A 17356-nucleotide genomic window follows, 5' to 3' on the forward strand; every position below is an offset into this window, starting at 1 on the left:
CAAACCTTTTTATTGATCACGAAAAATCTGGGATACCCACAACTTTCAGTAATATTAACCAGTAAAATGGAGCTACTATTTAATCGTAGGCGCCACACTTTCTACAATACTTTCCATGTATATAGGTTTTTTTATTACAATGCCCACATAACTTAAATTGCATAAAACCACATATTGGGCAAGCATTATTACCGCTTGGTAAATGGGCAGCACAATGTTGGCATTGTCCTTTAATAATACGTCGTTGAATGATTTTTTCAGGTGAAAATATTTTTTTCTGCATAAAGTAAATCAAAGCCATCGCAACCAAAACAGCAGCACCCATCATGACGTAATGCCATATTGCCACAAGCTTTAATGACTCGAGTAATGCAAATATATGCTTTAAAAGCTTTTTGGGCAGAATATCGTAAACCAACGTTATCAGCTTAAATATAACTGGTATAAATACGACAACTAGCAGATGAGATGAAACTAAACTTTGATATGGCCTGCTCGCGACGATACTTTTGGAATTCCATAGATAGAAGATGATGACAAGTGGCAGCAAAAGAATCATCTCCATCGCCAAACGCTTTGCTGGATACCAAAAATTTAAATCGCGTAATTCCTGTAAAAGGATATCCCTGTTGTTAGTAGACGAGTTGTCAATCACATTAAAAAACTCAATAACATGTTGATTCTGCATAAGCAGTGAAACCGATGCGGACTCATCATTTGCTAGGGTGTTAAGTTTTTTCGTTAAATGTACTACCTGATTTTTTAGCGAGACGGTGTTTTCTTTTACACTATTGTTATCAGCTATCTCCTCTAAAAGAGATGTATCATATGCCCCCTTTACACGATCAAGCTCAGATTTAACCTCAACGGATTGCTGTCTCAGTTTAAGCAATAGATTTAAGCTGCTAGACAACGTTTTGTTCGCTTCAATTACATCCAATCGCGTTGCTATCGACTGACAGATAGGATGAATTTCTTGATCTCTGTGTTTTTCATCTATGTAAGTGTAATTACCTCGATCTCTTGCTACCATTTTTGCTGTGTGAATAAGTCTATTACTCTCATTCCACGCTTCATCAATCACAATATCTCGGCAATACTGAGGGACATATTCGTAGGGTGTTGTTAATTGACTTGTGTGGTCATCTAAGCCTTGAAAAATTGACATTAAAATGAATAAATCAAGAAACAGTACAATTACTAACACACTCTTCCCTATCGGTTGATTATTTAGGCTAGTCAGTGCGCACTTAACTTTATTCACTCTATTTCTTATATTTATCAGCATGATACTTCCTTGTATAGCAAAAAACTGTTGAGCTTATGAGATAGGATACTGGCACCACTTAAAGATTTTGGCCAGTCTTGTACTGCATTTGCTAGTCAATGAGAGTTTATAAAGAAGTTGCTCCCGATTACTGTGGCATTGCGAAAGTTTTCTCTTCGTTCAACCAATTACTCAACCTCATGCACCTGAATACACTTGTTGTTAATATCGTAAGCCAAACACGCCCAAGTTGAACCGTTAATTTTGATCGCCTTTGGGGCTTTTTTTAGGTCAAACAGACAACGCAGTGGCACTGTATCGTTATCGCATTCATTCGGCTTTTTGTCGGTATAATTAATCACTGCAACAGAATCACAGAGCCCATCCTCATTATATTTGGAACAAAACCACTCTTGATTGTTCCAGACTATTTTATCTGGATTCCACGCCCTATTTTTATTAAAAACGCAAGGGCAAGGAACATCGCCGGTTTTCCCAACCATGTTCTTATCTTTAGCGTTAGCAAAAAAACTAGAAAAAGAAATTACACTAATAAAAAGTAATAATAGGGGGGATTTTTTCATTATATCTTCCATTTGCAGCAAAAAAATAAGTATAAATACAATCAGAGCAACAATGTTTGATTTGATACAGGTAATAACCATTAGTTGCTCTAGGCTTAGGCTATAGATGAAAATTTAAGCCATGGAGAGGATGATTCAATGCTTTTTTTATCAAAAAATGTGCTAGGGTCTGTTTATCTTTCGAGTTTATTTTGTTTTTAGATGAATTTTCTATTAACTCTTTTTAAAACAGACCTTATATTGGTTAGCAATTGGAATTACGATGAAATTTCGCTCTCTTTTTTTGCCCTTGGTACTGCTATCTCCGCTCGCCTTAAGTGCTCCCAATCACTTACTTAAACATGTTAAGGGATTAAGTCGTGATTACTACTATATTGATTTTAGTCGTGACGCTTTGAGTTATAAACACAAGGATATGGTCGGGGGCGAACATGAAAAACACTATCTATTATTGGGCTTTGAGGGTGATCGTTTTAAGGTAGTCATTCAATCTGAAAGTAGCGATGTCGGCTATGTAATGCCTGATGATAGTTATATTGTTGAGTCCAATATATGGAATGAAAAAGAGCAGCGTATGACCATAACGGTAGTGGTTATTTCGCAGCAAACCTGGGTTGACATCTCTTTTTCTGCTTACCCTTTTGCTGAGTATCAGCTTGACGTATCAAAGCTAACTACATCCAAATTTTAATATTCAAATAATTTTTATTCAGTGGAAACTTGTTAATGAAAGATCCTTTTTTAGTGAATCAACACTTTAGTCACGATGAGTTAATACAGCAGTTGCTTAATTATCAATTTTCAGCTCCTATATACCACTCTGATGTTTTTGGTCATTTACAGGAAGAGATGCCGCTTAATAATAGCTATAGCTTTTCTGAACTGATTAAACAATTAGAAATATTGCAACTCTGGCCTGATTTTAAGCGGCTATTAACGGGGCAATCTGAATCCTGGTTAATTGATTTCTCTTCTATGTTGCAAAGGGAAAGTACAACGGGAACGCTGCAATGCTTAGTTGAGTTGACTGATCTTTTTACAACTACGACACTGAGACTCAGCCATTTATTAACTGCGCATGAATGGCATTGGCAACAAGATTCATTACCGCTTATTGATACCATCATCAAACAATTAACGGCAATAAAAAAAGATATACAGCCTAAGACGACTGTAAGTGATGAAGTCGACTTTGAGATGATTCAACAGACACTCACCTATTTGAGTCGCATACGTGAGAGTGGTAGGCCGTAGAGCAGGAATATCCAAACCATTTATTAACATAGAGTTGGATATCCCTTATCTTGCTTGTATTACTCAATCGATTGGTCGTATATATCACCTTTAATATCTTTTAGGTGTGGGACCACATCACCACTCCAGCCTTGTTGGGCATAATTATCTATGCGCTTAATAACACGCACCGGTTGTCCCTTGGCAAAGTTATATCCTGCGAAATCAAAAAATACGTCAGAAGGGGCAATCAAAGACTTAAATCGGTAGTGTAAGTTGGTTAAGTCAGAGATCGTTTGGAAATAAGTAGCCGCCCCACCGTAAGTCTCTTGAGGATCTTTAAGTGTCGCCACTAATTGCTTAACCACTTCCCTATCTTCAGCTGGAGCAGGCAAACCAGCAGGCATTATTGAGGTACTGAGTGCTGAATACATAAAGCCATAGCCTGTTGCGGCATCATTATCCCTAGGTTTAGGTAGGTGACGCAGGAAAAAGTCTGAACGTACAAAGCGATCGTTAGCAGACCAGCTTACTGGCAACTGCTCCTGAGTCGCATCCTTATACTTAGCAGCGTTTTCCAGCTCCTTTTGGTAGGATGGCGGGTTAGTCAAAATACGATATTCCTTACCATGAAACACCGTAACAACACCATTTTGAATCTCAATAATTGCCGAGTCTCCTGTTGCATCTGCGATAGCAAGGTGCTTTGGTGTCGCATAACTAAAACCAGATCCCTTTTTTCCGACTACCGATACAATATGAACCTTATTTTTGATGGCATCAACAGCTTCAACAACCGTAGCAAAGTTATCCAGTGTGAAACTGACCCAATGATCCTCATCTAACTCTTTCTTCAATGTATTTGGCGCAATAGATTCATTGGCATCAACATAAAAGAGTGTGCGAGCAGTCAGTCCCACTTCATTCATCCCATCATTTGGAAAGCGGTTATTTGCATATGAGGCAACATTTCCATATTTAACCGTCCAATTGATTGATTTGCTTTTTTTAGTGGGATCAGCCGTCCCCCACCGTTTTATGCCGCGCGGTGTAGCCACGAATGTCGGATGTGAAGCGGTGACATAATCTTCATTACGGCCTACTATCATTAAATCTGGATTGGTATTCCAGAATATGCGCGTGCAAGCTCCGACTTCAGTTAAGAAAAAAATAGAAAGAAATGAAAATGTGCCAAGTAACTTAAACGGTTTTCACATTGATATCTCCTAAATCGTGTGATGATTGTAAATAAAATCAGCCTAAGCCACCAAGTATTAGCTGTACTAGCTGAATTTAACCAATTCGTTATCCATTACGTAATAGTAACTATAAATTTATATTTAGCTGTTTTTTGTATAAATCGTTTTATAATCAATGTGTTTTGACTGATCTACAGTAAATAATTAAAAATATCTAGATAATGCAAAGGAGCATGAATTTATGGTTAACTGGCATTTTTATTACAACTTTGTCACAACGGTGCCAATCCAAAAAAGGTGGAAAATCAACGATGAAGCAACGTTATGATTGTATATTAAACTTCAACGTTACAAAATAGATAAGCAATTGTTAAATAAGCAGTAATAATCTTTACAACGCGTTATTAACTAAAAAAATCAAAGCAAAGGTGAATTTTATTTTTATAAACACTTGAAAAACTATAAATTAGCCATATTATGTCTACACGAACATTTTCTTTTTTGAGGTATCTATGAAACGCATTGGCTTATTTTTACTAACTAACTTAGCAGTTATGTTGGTATTGGGTATTGTACTAAGTTTGGTCTTTAAATTTACGGGTTTAAACTCCAATAGCATGGGTGGATTGTTAGTCCTTGCTGCTGTGTTTGGTTTTGGTGGCTCATTTATCTCATTAGCAATGTCTAAATGGTTAGCAAAACGTAGTACGGGTGCAACCGTTATTACACAACCAAGCAATGCAACGGAAGATTGGTTACTGAAAACTGTAGCGGCTCAAGCCAAAAAGGTTGGGATACAGTGCCCCGAGGTTGCCATTTATGATGCACCCGATATGAATGCATTTGCCACGGGCATGAACAAAAACAATGCCTTAGTAGCTGTGAGTACGGGGCTGCTACACTCCATGACGCAGGATGAAGCGGAAGCGGTGCTCGCCCATGAAATTAGCCACGTAGCGAGTGGAGATATGGTCACCATGTCTTTAATTCAGGGCGTTGTGAATACCTTTGTTATCTTCATTGCACGCGTGCTTGGCGGTATCATTGATAATGCCATCAATAGTAATAGTGACTCTGAATCTGAAGGACGCGGGTTCGCCTATTACATTATCGTATTCGCTTTAGAGATGGTCTTTGGGGTCTTAGCAAGCACAATCGTAATGTACTATTCACGCCAACGTGAATTTAGTGCGGACTCCGGCGCTGCTAAATTAGTGGGTAAAGAGAAAATGATTGCAGCATTACAACGTTTACAAAAAGGGTCTGAGCCGCATCTAGACGGTACACTTATGGCCTTTGGTATTTCCGGTAAACGCAGCAGTGGTCTGTTTATGTCTCACCCACCACTAGAAGCACGAATTAGCGCACTGCAAAGCGCTATTTCATAGCATTTACTTTGAATTAATATAAAACCGTTATTTAATAAATAGCGGTTTTTTCATTTATCATCCCCCTATTTCGTTACTGCATGCAATAAAATCACTCTTTTCCCACTATCTCAATTTGGGATACTTTTGTGATAACTCTAGGCTCTCCTTGGGATATTTATTACTTAGACTGATCTCACTTACTAAAAAGGAGATAGTCATGAAATTCAAACAAACACTTACATCACTAACCGTTGCCTCTACCCTACTCGCTACGACTCAAGTTTACGCTGCTTTGATTGATATTGAATTGGTCAATCTCACGAACTCAATGGCATTCACCCCCGTATTAATTGCAGCACATGATGATCAAAGCGCACTTTTCCATGTCGGAGAAGCTGCCAGTGACGCTTTACAAAAAATGGCCGAAGGGGGTGATACATCGCAGTTAAGTGCAGAGATAACCAACATGGGTGGCGTCACATTAGATTTAACCTCTGCGCCAACGTTAGCGGGTGTTACCTCAAGTGGTAATTTAGATACAGGCAGCAACATGTACCTCTCTTTAGGTGCGATGCTGTTACCGACAAATGATGGCTTTGTTGGTTTAGATAGCTGGAAGATCCCAACCCAAGCTGGCACTTATACCATTATGCTAAACGCATACGATGCGGGCACCGAAATTAACGATGAAATTATCAATGGTGGCGGCATGCTGGGTGTACAAGGTATTCCTGCAGATCCAAGTGGTCATGCAGGAACAGGAGGCAGTGGCGCAAGCAGCAGTGAAGGTAACCAAAGCGTGCATATTCATCCGGGTAATATTGGTGACAATGATCCGATGGGCGGGTTTTCCGACCTAAATAGTAGCGTCCATAGATGGCTAAACCCCGTTGCTAAATTAGTCATTACGGTTAAGTAAGGGGAGTGTCATGAAAAACATTAAAACGCACAAGCTTAACTATATTGCCTTAGTCGTTATGATCACTGCGCTATCAGCCTGTGGTGATAACAATGATAGCGACTATAACAATGACACCGCTATGCAGCCGTCCATTTATGATGTGACATTGACCAATATCACGCAGGGGCAAATATTTTCGCCACCAGCTTTAGCAACACATGCAGTCGGCATCTCCTTATGGCAAACAGGTTCACCTGCGAGCGTTGCCCTTGAGGCCTTAGCTGAAGGTGGCGATGCAAGCCAACTTATCGCCCTACCAGGGATCACACAAAGCCAAGTTAGCGATGCCCCCGTATTGCCGGGTGAGACGATGAACTGGACTGTTGAACTCAATGCCAACGAAGCACATGGTTTAACCCTTGCCACCATGTTAATCAATACCAATGATGGTTTTACTGGGTTAACTAACATGGATTTAAACTCACTGACACTAGGAGAAAGCTACCAAAAAATGTTAATGGTGTACGATGCGGGTAGCGAAATAAATGATGAGGTAGCAGTCCCAGGATCAGGAGGCGAAGGCTTTAATGCTAGCCGCGATGGCGATGTAAACAGAGTTTATGTCCATGCAGGGGTATTAACTGCACATGAACTTGCGGGTTCACTTTTACTACCAGAGCACAAATTTGATAATCCAGCGGCGAAAATAATTATCAAACGAGTGCAATAAAAAACCGCTTTAACCACTCTTATCTATATCAATGGATAAGAGTGGTTAAATAGTGATGAGAAAAAAAATATTATTGGTCGAGGATAATCGCGATATTGCAAATATTGTTTCCATTAACTTATCAATGCTCGATCTTAAAGTAATGGTTTTTCATGACGGCAGTGAAGCTTATAAACAGCTTAATCATGACTACGACCTTGCCATTTTTGACATTATGTTACCCGGTACAGATGGCCTTAAATTATGTAAAAGATTACGCCAGTTACAACCTGATATCCCCATTATTATGCTCACAGCAAAGTCCTCAGAGCTGGATATAGTGACGGGGTTAGAAAACGGTGCCGATGATTACTTAAGCAAACCCTTTTCCGTTTTAGAGCTACAAGCAAGGGTGAAAGCACATTTACGCCGTAGCGACAATAAAGCGGCAAAAGAGGAAGCGAGTAAAGCTGTATTAGATTTTCACACTCTGCATATTAACCCTAATCTATATCAAGTCACGCTTACCGATCAGGTTATCGACTGCAGCGTCAAAGAGTTTGAGCTGCTTTACTTTTTAGCACAACAGCCACATCGGGTATTCAGTCGCGAACAGTTACTTAGTGAAATATGGGGGTGTCGTCATGAAGGGTCTGCACACACAGTGAATTCGACGGTGAATCGGTTACGTTCAAAATTAGAAAAAGATCCCGCCAACCCATTCTGGCTGAAAACCGTTTGGGGAGTGGGTTATAAATTTTCCCACGAATAGCGTTGCTGATTGTAAATTTATCATATTTTAAGACTGTTTATAAACGAGGTTATTTATGTTCCGTTCCATAGCCAGCCAACTGGCACTGATTATCGGCCTGTTATTTGTGCTGTTTGCCTTCGTGCTTTTACAGCTCTATTTATACAGTAGCCAGCAACTCTCTGATGAAGTTGGGCAAGCGTTACATCGTGATTTAGCGCATCATATTGTTCAGGATGATACTAATTTACAAGCGGGAATTATTGACACAAATACCCTAATGAACGCCTTCCACACGCAGATGTTATTAGGGCCAGAATGGGAGTTTTATGCCCTAGATAACACGGGAAAAATCCTTGCCTATTCAGCACCAAAGGGAGTCGTAAAACTTAAACAGGTGAATTTACATCCCATAAAAGCATATTTACAGGGGGCAATTTTTCCTCTTTATGGTGATGATCCCCGTACCCCCAATACAGAGAAAATATTTTCAGTGAGCTCTATTAATAGCCCATCTGGGCAGATAATAGGTTATTTATACGTAATTATTGGAGGTCAAAAACATGATACGACGATGGCTCAAATCTCCGAAAGCAAAGTTTTAAAAGAGAGTGCATTCATTCTAGGTGCAGCTATTTTATTTGGCTTAACGGCGATGTTTATCGCCATTACTATCATTACTAAGCCACTGAAAAAACTGAGTCAATATAGCCTTGAATATGTCAATAATGATTTCACTGAAATGCAGCAACGCAAGGAGTCTCTATTTTCAAATAAAGAAATTGAAGATTTACAACACAGTTTTATCTCATCGGCACAGCATATAAAACAGCAGTTAAGCCAGATTAAAAACACCGAACAACTGCGCCGTGAATTGTTGTCTCATATATCACATGATTTTAGAACACCGTTAACTGCATTAAATGGCTATTTAGAAACCTGGTTAATCACGCCAGCGCCACAACGCAGTAATGAGTTAATTCACTATGCATTAAAAAATGGTCAGCAAATAAATCAATTAGTTGATCAACTATTCGAATTAGCACGCCTTGAAAGTGGCGATGTACAATTTATTCCTGAGCACGTTAATGTAGTTGAACTCGCCTATGACGTCATGCAACGATTACGCTATCAAGCAGATAAACAACAAGTCGCATTAACCGTTCAAGCAGACCATGAAAATGGCATTATCGCCTATGCCGATATTAGTAAATTGGAACGTGTTTTGGTCAATTTAATTGATAATGCGATTCGTCATACACAAGCCAGTGGAGAAGTTAGCGTACAAATTAGAGACCTCAACGATAAAGTAGAAATGCAAATCGTTGATAACGGAAAAGGAATTGCTAACGATGAGTTACAAGCGATTTTCAATCCTAAATATCAAGCCAGCAATAGCCAAGGTAACGCAACTAATTTAGGTCTTGGACTCTCCATCGTGAAACATTTATTAGCCATGCATAGAAGTGCCATATCGGTCAGCAGCCAACCGGGCATTGGCAGCCAATTTACCTTTGTGTTAGCCAAAAATGGTCATGATTGAGTAATAGCAGAGCTACTTATTAGAAATATATAAAAATCTTTGCATTTCTCATTCAGATTACAGATGAATGGGAGATACATAACTGACGTCTCAATATCCATTACAGCTAGTATTTATGTTTTTTTATTTTGAACGCCTAGTATATCACTTATGACCTCAGATACTTTTCTGCTGCTAGCAATATATTCTTCCATTTTATCCATCCTAAGCGTAAAGTTAGCGCTAAATTATATTGCAGAGCGTTTCCCATCGACCTGAGTCATCCAGTGTTGTAATGCATATTTTTTGCATAGCTCCACAGATTTTAGGGACGCATTTTTATTGCGATATATTAATTGGGACATCCTAGTGTTCCTCTTATTTATGCACAAATGCAAATTTATTACCAATTGTGCCCATTGTAATTACCTATATTCACGCTATTTAACAAAGCGTTATATTTAAGGATACCTATGTATACTGTTTTATATCGATGGAATATCCATCATCATAAGCATGATGATTTTATTGCTGGTTGGAAAGCTGTCACTGATCATTACCTCACTAATCATGGGTCTCTAGGCGCCAGATTACATAAGGTGTCAGATGATAGTTTTGCCGCTTATACTCAGTGGGAATCTAAGGAAGCAAGAGATACAGCCCTTAATCTAAATGACGCTCCGCAGGACGCGGTAGACAAAATGCATGAGAGCATCATTGTCAGTAAGGCACCAATTGAAATGACGATTATTTCAGATCAATTAAAATAATAACAATTGCTATAATCTCAACGATAGATATTGTTATTATCCATCGTTGAGATTAAACAGGGATTTGTACAACAGCAGCATTCGCTAAATAAAGGATTATCGTGATTTCAAAGTTACCCCGCTGGGTAGAATATGGCTCATTTATACTTGCATTTGTTGCTGGGCTTGTTAATTCCATTGGATTATTAAGTTTCAAACATCAATCGATTTCACATTTATCAGGTACAGCAACACAGCTTGGAGCAGATGTTATAAACGCCTCTTTTGCTGACTTTTTTCATTTGCTCATTATTATTTTCAGCTTCCTAATTGGCGCGGCAATTTCCGGATTTTTTTTACGTAGTGGGGCATTGAAGCTAGGCCGCAACTACAGTGGTCTTCTCTGTTTAGAATCAATATTTCTTTTTGCCTCAGTCTATTTCTTAACACATGACTCTCTATATGGGCATTATTTAGCTTCTGCCGCTTGTGGGTTACAAAATGCTCTGGCGACAACTTATAGTGGCGCTGTCGTTCGAACCACACATGTAACTGGCATATTTACCGATTTGGGAATCATGCTTGGCGGAAAATTGCGCGGCGAAACCTTTGACAAAAGAAAGGCCCTACTCTTTCTACTGATCATTATCGGCTTTATTTTTGGTGGCACGATTGGTGCATTTTTCTTTACGCTATTTAAACTAAAAACGCTATTTATACCGGCAACGATTTGCTTACTATTGGCGCTATCTTATTCTATTTATAATGCCAAATTCAGCAATGAAAATTGCATGCAATGAGCTAGACCAGAAAAACGAAAAACGAGGACATCCATATCTTTTAATTTATAAAAATATAATAGCCATTCTTTTTAAAAATAATCTTATTCAGCGCTTTGCTGTAATTAAATAGTTAAATTTCCACATTTGATACTCAATTCAATCTGGTTTAAGACAAGTAGCGGAATATAGAAAATAGCGGGACAGCCAATTCTTTAATTTATTTAATATTAACCAATAGATAGATGTCCTCGATATTTCCTATATCACTACGGCTATCGTTGCCAGATTTTTAACCATTTTTAAGACGAACCTATAATTAAAGTACAACCGACTTAACATTTACTAACCGATATTAGGCTAAATCAAACGCTGCCATCACGTTTAATGCATTTGTATTTTACATGCTATTGATTAAAAAAATTAAACCATTAAATTGCATACCTGCTCATTTATTGAGCAACTGGAGCAAACCTAACATGCTCTAATCAACTACAGGGATCTGTAACATTACAATGGGATGGTTAAGGAGTTCAATCATTCACAAGGTAGCTTGTTTATGCACAAAAATAACCTTTGTAGCATGAGCATTGCAATAAGTGAGCAACACTTATAACCCGATGAAACTTGACATTGACATATACAACATTTGCTAAAAATTTGCTTAGTAAAAGCCCTCTATAGTGATTGGTCTTTGTAGATAAAACAATAACTTACTAATGGAAAAGGTATACTATTAATGAAATTTAAAATAAATCCGAAAACAATTAACACTTGCTTGATTAGCACATCGTTAGCTGTTTTCTCGCACATGGCAAGCGCCGATGCAATCCTACATGCTTTCGACTGGAAATATGCAGATGTGGAGGCAAAGGCGGCTGAAATTGCAGCTATTGGCTACAAAAAAGTATTGGTCTCCCCTCCTATAAAATCGGATAGTAATAACAGCCAGTGGTGGGCACGTTACCAGCCACAAGATCTACGTGTTATTGATAATTTTTTAGGCAATAAACAAAGCTTTCAAGCAATGGTCAATGCGTTAAAGGCTCAAGGTGTTGAAACTTATGCAGATATTGTAATTAATCACACAGCCAATGAACGCGGCAACTCAACTTATTTCCCAGGTGATGCAACCACCAACGATTATATTAACAACAGCGGCTACTGGGAAGCGCAAAAACTATTTGGCGATCTAAGCAATGGCTTATATTCACCAAGTGATTTTCATGCTGAATTCTGTATCAGTAATTGGACCGATGTATGGGAGTCAACGAACGGCCGTATTTGTGGTGGTGGAGGCGATCGCGGCTTACCCGATTTAGATCCAAATAATTACATTCGCGAGATGCAGCGAAATTACCTTCAAGCACTCAAAGATATGGGCGTAACAGGATTTAGAATTGATGCAGCGAAGCATATGACTGCATGGCACATGAATGAAGTATTTACAGACTCAATTAAACAGGGCATGTACCTCTTTGGTGAAATTATCACTGGTGGCGGTTCTGGCAATGCCGATTATGATACGTTCTTAGAACCCTATCTACGTGACACATCGCACAGTGCTTATGACTTCCCGTTGTTAAAAACATTACGCGATGTATTTGATGGATATAGTGGCATAGACGCATTAGCGGATCCTAAATCATGGGGTGGTGCAATTGATGGTATGCGTGCCCTAACCTTTACCATCACGCATGATATCCCTACTAATGATGGCTTCCGCTACCAGATCATGCCAGAGACAGCCGAGCATCTTGCATACGCTTATATTATGGGCCGTCAAGAAGGCGTACCTATGGTATTGAGTGATACAACAGGTGTTGATAACGGACGCTGGGTCAATGATTATAAACAAGCCAATATAAAAGCAATGGTAAAATTCCACAACGGCGTTCAAGGTAAGGGGCAAGAGGTTTTATATGCAGATCAATGTGCATTAATTTTCCGTCGTGATCAAGCGGGCTTAGTAGGCATCAATAAATGTGGCTATGATAAAACTATAACGATTAACAGTAGTCAGCTTGATACAACAAAAAAATATGTTGATGTCTTTACAGGCTCAAATTTCCAAGTAAACAGTAGCAGCTATACGCTCAACATTCCTGGAAGTACAGCGAGAATGTGGTTACGAGATGGAGTTAAAGATCCTGATCCTGTCACTTCTGTTGATGTTACTTTTACCTGTAACAATGGCTATACCAATATGGGCGATAGCGTTTATGCTGTAGGTAACATTGCTGCATTAGGTAACTGGCAAGCAGCTAGCGCTGTTAAACTTGATCCAACGAGTTACCCAACATGGACAGGTACAATTGCACTGCCAGCAACGACCAATATTGAATGGAAATGTATTATACGCAACGAAACTAATCCGAGTAATGTTATTCAATGGCAATCTGGTGGCAATAATACGGTGAACACCGGAACGGGAGCGGCAACAACAGGCAATTTTTAAACGTAACAATCACCCTTTAACGTTTTTGTAACGATTAAAAATTTAAACCAGCCAGTTAGGCTGGTTTTTTATCCGTAGCTAACTCGCTCAAGTCTACGCTCAAATTTCAGGCAGAAGAAAAAATAGATAGAGGCAGAACGAAGCGAGAATCTCCATGTTTTATCTCGAGATATACAGACCAATCATGTTATTAGGCAAATTTGCTGCGGAATGCAAAGTACACCGCCCCAACCAAACAAAAACCGGCCCATAAATAATCTAATTTTAGAGGCTCTCTAAGATAAAAAACTGAAAATGGAACGAATACCATTAACGTAATGACTTCTTGAAGAATTTTTAGTTGGCCAACATTAAGAGCGGTATAACCTACCCTATTCGCAGGAACTTGTAGCATATACTCAAAAAGAGCTATTCCCCAACTAACTAGAGCAGCTATTACCCACGGTTTATTATTAAGTTCTTTTAAATGGGCATACCATGCAAAAGTCATAAAAACATTACTACAAACAAGCAGTGAAATACTGATTACTATTGGATTCATTAAATATCAAACTCATACAATAGCCCACCATTTTTAAAACTGATGAGCGTGCCGAAAATCGGCACATTCTACTGCTGGAGTTGTAAAGCGTAAATATCTATTTTGCCCCCAAAAAAAGATTATCGAAGGGTGTAATCGGGGATATTAATGACTTTTAGTCTATAATGCGGACATCAAAGAAATCGGGGACACCCAAACTTTTTTATTGATTCACATCAATAAAAAAGTTTGGGTGTCCCCGATTGGCTATCTTCTACGAAGAATTCATAACAGAAAGCGAATAAAAAGAGGTGTATTGGCATTCAACCAAAAAAGATAACAGATTGATATAATTGAACTATCAATTGTATATTAGCGAAACTCGCCTAAAGAAAAGTGACAAATTAAATTTAGCCTTCAGCAAAATCCACTATTTACTATAAAGAGAAGCAATTCCCAATCGGGCTTGTTCAACACCCGAATAAGGTGTCGGCTGCGCGACACCTATTCTTGTTTGTTATGCGCCAACGTTTTTAGTTGAGTGTTTCGCATACAAATCTAATTTTTTTATTTCTAAAAACTTTAATATTTGCAACTTTATATCCGACTTTAATTCCGCTGGTAATTTTTTCTGTATATTTAAATTTTCTACTTCCATAAGCAATTCACTCTCATCATCAAACTCAGGGAAATATATTCTGACTAAACAGCTACCTTGATGCTCATCATCATTAAGCTCATATCTAGAAGTCACACTACACAATTTGATATGCTTTTTTAATCTGGCTTTTTCAGGAAAATACTCGAATCTAAGCTTTTACCTTTAAACATAAGGTCATTAATTTTTTTCTCAAAAAGTGCTATTTCTGTGGGTATGTTCCCTGGTACATTTTCATCAGGAGACATGTGTACTTTTTTCATATCTTGATAATATAGGTACATTGCATTTGACTTTGCCATAGCGACAAGAAAATCTATACGACTTTCATTAGTAAAACTACCAAACAAAATCTTTTCTATTGGCTCATCATTTACATAATTATTGTCTTTTAGGTGCTTATGAATGCGCCTAGAAATTTTATTTACTACGCTTAATGCTTCTTTAGAAGTGTGTTTTGTCAAAACACTTAGATCCATATTATTATCATCATCAAGTTTCAGCTCTACTGAACATTTGTGATAGCTAACATCATCACCAAGGTTTTTTGTTTTATCACATCTTTTTATCGTTATTTCAGCGATCAAATGATTAGTATTTTTACCATCCCCTGCAACGGTAAACACAGGTGCATTATCTATAGAGATAGTTCCAAATGGATCATCTATTAAATTTGAGAAATCGAAGTCGTGAGGAATTGCATCCAGTAAACTACCATTACTTTGCCACTTCAATTTTCGACTTTGAATTTTAGGGTTTTCCTCTTTCGTTTGAATTGATTCTTTTAATGTTTCAAATTCAACAGGAGATATCCCAGTTTTCACTAAAATTGGACCCAATATTTTTTTATCATTAGAGGAAGAAAATATACCTCTTTGTTTTAAAATTTCTTTAATATCAGCAGGCTTTATCATTGTATTACCGATAAACTGCCTTAAATAATCACCAGTAGGAATAAAGAATAAATCACTCATTAGCTAAGCTCCTAAAGTTAGAATTGTAACTTGATACTTTAACATCTAACTCAATATCATGAGCATTAAGAACTTTTCTTACAACACCACCACTGTCATCGACAAAATAATCTGCCATTGCGATTTCTATATCACTAACATTATCATTTGTATTCGCTCTACAGTATGTAACCAGTTTTGCAAAATTATCTTCGGTAAAGCTATCAACAGTTGCTAATAAAAACTTACAAGTTTCATTCTCCCCTATTTTCTTTTTAAGAATGAAAGGTATAAAAGGGTTTGTTAGAAATTCAATTTGCATTTTTTTACTGTGTTGATGAATGTTAGTATCACTAATGTTCATCCCTGTGACTGGGTGATAAAAATACCATTCATAATCTGCATATTTTTGTTCTATATAATCCAGTACATTCAATATAAATGTCACTTTTTTATTATCAACAATATAGAGTTCTTTAACATCGTATTCGTTCATAAACCTGGATGTTTGCAAACAACTTATAAAGTCATGATTTTCATCATCTTCACTAGATATGAAGAATAGAACAGGAATGTCATTAATTATTTTACACCCACTATGACCAGCGGCAATTTCACGGCGTTGTGGTGTTCTTTTAAAGCATTCCATTGAGTGTACTAGATCACTAATATACCCTTTAAATTTTACAGTTGCAGATTGGGGATATTTACTGTCTTTAATATGCTTCACTGAAACTAGCAAATTATTTAAAGTTTCAGCCTCTAAGGTTGATTTATAGGATATCTGAAAATCTATGCCATGCTGATTTTTTTCTCCACTTTTAGATTCTTTAAGAGCGTGAAATGTTGGTTTATAACAAGGGTAGTAAACTCCTTTTTGAGGTAGCCCCCAACCAATTTTATTGAAGAAATTTTCTGCAATACTTTCTCCAATCTCACCAATATTTTTTGAACGTTCACCAGCCATTTGTTAACTCCTAAAAAGTAATTTAATTAACAATTGCTAATTAAATTACTCTGTAAATACCGCTTTGGCGCATAACGCCGCAAACAACAGCGCGTAGGTTGGCGCTGTTTTTGCTGGCTTTTGTTTTTAGCAAAAACGGCGACAACCGTTATGCGTCTGATTGATTTGCTTTGTTAAGTTTTTCATTTACCGAGAACCAGTCTGGTTTAATTCTATATAATTTAACTAAAAATATAACTTGAAAGATTGGTTCTAATCTTATTTTTAATAGATCATTACTTATGCTTAAAAACATTACAATCAAACAGATAGCTATTCCGACAAATCCATTTGCAATACATGCATTAAGCCCCCATGTTTTACCTCGAAGTAACCCCAAAGCGGTCACACCTAAAAACAGATTTATAAGCACGATTAAAATTAATTCGATACTTATCCCATTGCCTTGATAAACAATGCCAAATGTTTCAATATTTACTTCTGATCCAGGCAGTAGAGTGAATAGTGCCAAAGGTATAGATAGCGCTCCCATAACAACAAAGAGCCAGCCAACACACTTTACCCACCAAGGTAAAAGGGATTTCCTTTGAGCAATCAGATTGCTATTTTCATCTAAACTTTCCATGTTACCTCTATATTTACTATTGAAACTTAACGAGGCTGTAGAATTTCTCATTTTCAGCCTGATTATTTTAAATAAAAAACACAATAATTCATAATTTATTGATATTCAATT

General features: G+C 37.6%; 18 protein-coding genes. 10 read left to right on the plus strand and 8 right to left on the minus strand.

From position 1 onward, the window contains the following. Window positions 1–79 precede the first annotated feature (79 nt). Both AB2N10_RS06120 and AB2N10_RS06125 read right to left on the minus strand, forming a co-directional pair. Window positions 80–1207 carry a hypothetical protein gene (locus tag AB2N10_RS06120; RefSeq protein ID WP_369434490.1) on the minus strand — a complete coding sequence of 376 codons (1128 nt, stop codon included), beginning with the start codon at window positions 1205–1207 and terminating at the stop codon, window positions 80–82. A gap of 248 nt (window positions 1208–1455) precedes the next feature. Further along, a complete protein-coding gene (locus AB2N10_RS06125; protein WP_369434491.1) occupies window positions 1456–1932 on the minus strand; it encodes a hypothetical protein in 477 nt (158 codons plus the stop codon). Between the two features lie 181 nt (window positions 1933–2113). Here AB2N10_RS06125 and AB2N10_RS06130 point away from each other — a divergent pair, with 181 nt between their 5' ends. Together AB2N10_RS06130 and AB2N10_RS06135 are read left to right on the plus strand one after the other, a co-directional pair. Next, window positions 2114–2542, plus strand: coding sequence for a hypothetical protein (locus AB2N10_RS06130; protein ID WP_354625345.1), 429 nt, complete (start codon window positions 2114–2116; stop codon window positions 2540–2542). 35 nt (window positions 2543–2577) lie between these two features. Then, on the plus strand, window positions 2578–3105 hold the full coding sequence (locus tag AB2N10_RS06135) for a hypothetical protein (RefSeq protein ID WP_354625346.1): 528 nt from the start codon (window positions 2578–2580) through the stop codon (window positions 3103–3105). Window positions 3106–3164: 59 nt separating this feature from the next. Here the strand turns inward: AB2N10_RS06135 and AB2N10_RS06140 are convergent, their stop codons facing one another. Then, on the minus strand, window positions 3165–4256 hold the full coding sequence (locus AB2N10_RS06140; RefSeq protein ID WP_354625375.1) for a linear amide C-N hydrolase: 1092 nt from the start codon (window positions 4254–4256) through the stop codon (window positions 3165–3167). A gap of 539 nt (window positions 4257–4795) precedes the next feature. Between AB2N10_RS06140 and htpX the strand changes: the two genes are divergently transcribed. From htpX to AB2N10_RS06180, 8 genes are all read left to right on the plus strand, one after another. Further along, window positions 4796–5671, plus strand: a complete 876-nt coding sequence (gene htpX, locus AB2N10_RS06145) for a protease HtpX (RefSeq protein ID WP_354625347.1) — start codon at window positions 4796–4798, stop codon at window positions 5669–5671. 199 nt (window positions 5672–5870) lie between these two features. After that, window positions 5871–6572 carry a spondin domain-containing protein gene (locus tag AB2N10_RS06150; protein ID WP_369434492.1) on the plus strand — a complete coding sequence of 234 codons (702 nt, stop codon included), beginning with the start codon at window positions 5871–5873 and terminating at the stop codon, window positions 6570–6572. Window positions 6573–6582: 10 nt separating this feature from the next. Continuing rightward, on the plus strand, window positions 6583–7284 hold the full coding sequence (locus AB2N10_RS06155; RefSeq protein WP_354625350.1) for a spondin domain-containing protein: 702 nt from the start codon (window positions 6583–6585) through the stop codon (window positions 7282–7284). A 55-nt stretch (window positions 7285–7339) separates the two neighbouring features. Beyond that, a complete protein-coding gene (locus tag AB2N10_RS06160) occupies window positions 7340–8035 on the plus strand; it encodes a response regulator transcription factor (RefSeq protein ID WP_354625351.1) in 696 nt (231 codons plus the stop codon). Window positions 8036–8090: 55 nt separating this feature from the next. Then, window positions 8091–9557, plus strand: a complete 1467-nt coding sequence (locus tag AB2N10_RS06165) for a HAMP domain-containing sensor histidine kinase (RefSeq protein ID WP_354625352.1) — start codon at window positions 8091–8093, stop codon at window positions 9555–9557. 452 nt (window positions 9558–10009) lie between these two features. Further along, a complete protein-coding gene (locus tag AB2N10_RS06170) occupies window positions 10010–10306 on the plus strand; it encodes a hypothetical protein (protein WP_354625353.1) in 297 nt (98 codons plus the stop codon). A 101-nt stretch (window positions 10307–10407) separates the two neighbouring features. Beyond that, window positions 10408–11085 carry a YoaK family protein gene (locus AB2N10_RS06175; RefSeq protein WP_354625354.1) on the plus strand — a complete coding sequence of 226 codons (678 nt, stop codon included), beginning with the start codon at window positions 10408–10410 and terminating at the stop codon, window positions 11083–11085. A gap of 718 nt (window positions 11086–11803) precedes the next feature. Next, the gene (locus AB2N10_RS06180; RefSeq protein ID WP_354625355.1) at window positions 11804–13522 is read left to right on the plus strand and encodes a carbohydrate-binding module family 20 domain-containing protein; all 1719 of its coding nucleotides are present in this window, start codon (window positions 11804–11806) and stop codon (window positions 13520–13522) included. 190 nt (window positions 13523–13712) lie between these two features. Here the strand turns inward: AB2N10_RS06180 and AB2N10_RS06185 are convergent, their stop codons facing one another. The 5 genes from AB2N10_RS06185 to AB2N10_RS06205 all read right to left on the minus strand — a co-directional run bounded on the left by AB2N10_RS06185 (window position 13713) and on the right by AB2N10_RS06205 (window position 17245). Beyond that, window positions 13713–14063 (minus strand): DMT family protein, encoded by a 351-nt coding sequence (locus tag AB2N10_RS06185; RefSeq protein ID WP_369434493.1) that lies wholly within the window; start codon window positions 14061–14063, stop codon window positions 13713–13715. A 496-nt stretch (window positions 14064–14559) separates the two neighbouring features. Further along, a complete protein-coding gene (locus tag AB2N10_RS06190; RefSeq protein ID WP_369434494.1) occupies window positions 14560–14796 on the minus strand; it encodes a hypothetical protein in 237 nt (78 codons plus the stop codon). 23 nt (window positions 14797–14819) lie between these two features. Beyond that, a complete protein-coding gene (locus AB2N10_RS06195) occupies window positions 14820–15674 on the minus strand; it encodes a hypothetical protein (RefSeq protein ID WP_369434495.1) in 855 nt (284 codons plus the stop codon). Further along, window positions 15667–16620, minus strand: coding sequence for a hypothetical protein (locus AB2N10_RS06200; RefSeq protein WP_354625358.1), 954 nt, complete (start codon window positions 16618–16620; stop codon window positions 15667–15669). Before AB2N10_RS06200 ends, AB2N10_RS06195 begins: the two co-directional genes overlap by 8 nt. Before the next feature lie 148 nt (window positions 16621–16768). Further along, window positions 16769–17245: a hypothetical protein gene (locus AB2N10_RS06205; RefSeq protein ID WP_369434496.1), complete on the minus strand. Its 477-nt coding sequence runs from the start codon at window positions 17243–17245 to the stop codon at window positions 16769–16771. Between the last annotated feature and the right edge of the window lie 111 nt (window positions 17246–17356).

This window comes from Psychromonas sp. MME1 (assembly GCF_041080865.1).
Taxonomy (GTDB): Bacteria; Pseudomonadota; Gammaproteobacteria; order Enterobacterales; family Psychromonadaceae; genus Psychromonas.

What these genes read in the sequence shown, in the direction of transcription:
- AB2N10_RS06165 (WP_354625352.1), top strand. Translation starts at nt 8,091, where the DNA reads ATGTTCCGTTCCATAGCCAGCCAACTGGCACTGATTATCGGCCTGTTA.
- AB2N10_RS06150 (WP_369434492.1), top strand. Translation starts at nt 5,871, where the DNA reads ATGAAATTCAAACAAACACTTACATCACTAACCGTTGCCTCTACCCTA.
- AB2N10_RS06205 (WP_369434496.1), bottom strand. Translation starts at nt 17,245, where the DNA reads ATGGAAAGTTTAGATGAAAATAGCAATCTGATTGCTCAAAGGAAATCC.
- AB2N10_RS06180 (WP_354625355.1), top strand. Translation starts at nt 11,804, where the DNA reads ATGAAATTTAAAATAAATCCGAAAACAATTAACACTTGCTTGATTAGC.
- htpX (WP_354625347.1), top strand. Translation starts at nt 4,796, where the DNA reads ATGAAACGCATTGGCTTATTTTTACTAACTAACTTAGCAGTTATGTTG.
- AB2N10_RS06185 (WP_369434493.1), bottom strand. Translation starts at nt 14,063, where the DNA reads ATGAATCCAATAGTAATCAGTATTTCACTGCTTGTTTGTAGTAATGTT.
- AB2N10_RS06155 (WP_354625350.1), top strand. Translation starts at nt 6,583, where the DNA reads ATGAAAAACATTAAAACGCACAAGCTTAACTATATTGCCTTAGTCGTT.
- AB2N10_RS06125 (WP_369434491.1), bottom strand. Translation starts at nt 1,932, where the DNA reads ATGGTTATTACCTGTATCAAATCAAACATTGTTGCTCTGATTGTATTT.
- AB2N10_RS06135 (WP_354625346.1), top strand. Translation starts at nt 2,578, where the DNA reads ATGAAAGATCCTTTTTTAGTGAATCAACACTTTAGTCACGATGAGTTA.
- AB2N10_RS06200 (WP_354625358.1), bottom strand. Translation starts at nt 16,620, where the DNA reads ATGGCTGGTGAACGTTCAAAAAATATTGGTGAGATTGGAGAAAGTATT.
- AB2N10_RS06130 (WP_354625345.1), top strand. Translation starts at nt 2,114, where the DNA reads ATGAAATTTCGCTCTCTTTTTTTGCCCTTGGTACTGCTATCTCCGCTC.
- AB2N10_RS06195 (WP_369434495.1), bottom strand. Translation starts at nt 15,674, where the DNA reads ATGAGTGATTTATTCTTTATTCCTACTGGTGATTATTTAAGGCAGTTT.
- AB2N10_RS06170 (WP_354625353.1), top strand. Translation starts at nt 10,010, where the DNA reads ATGTATACTGTTTTATATCGATGGAATATCCATCATCATAAGCATGAT.
- AB2N10_RS06160 (WP_354625351.1), top strand. Translation starts at nt 7,340, where the DNA reads ATGAGAAAAAAAATATTATTGGTCGAGGATAATCGCGATATTGCAAAT.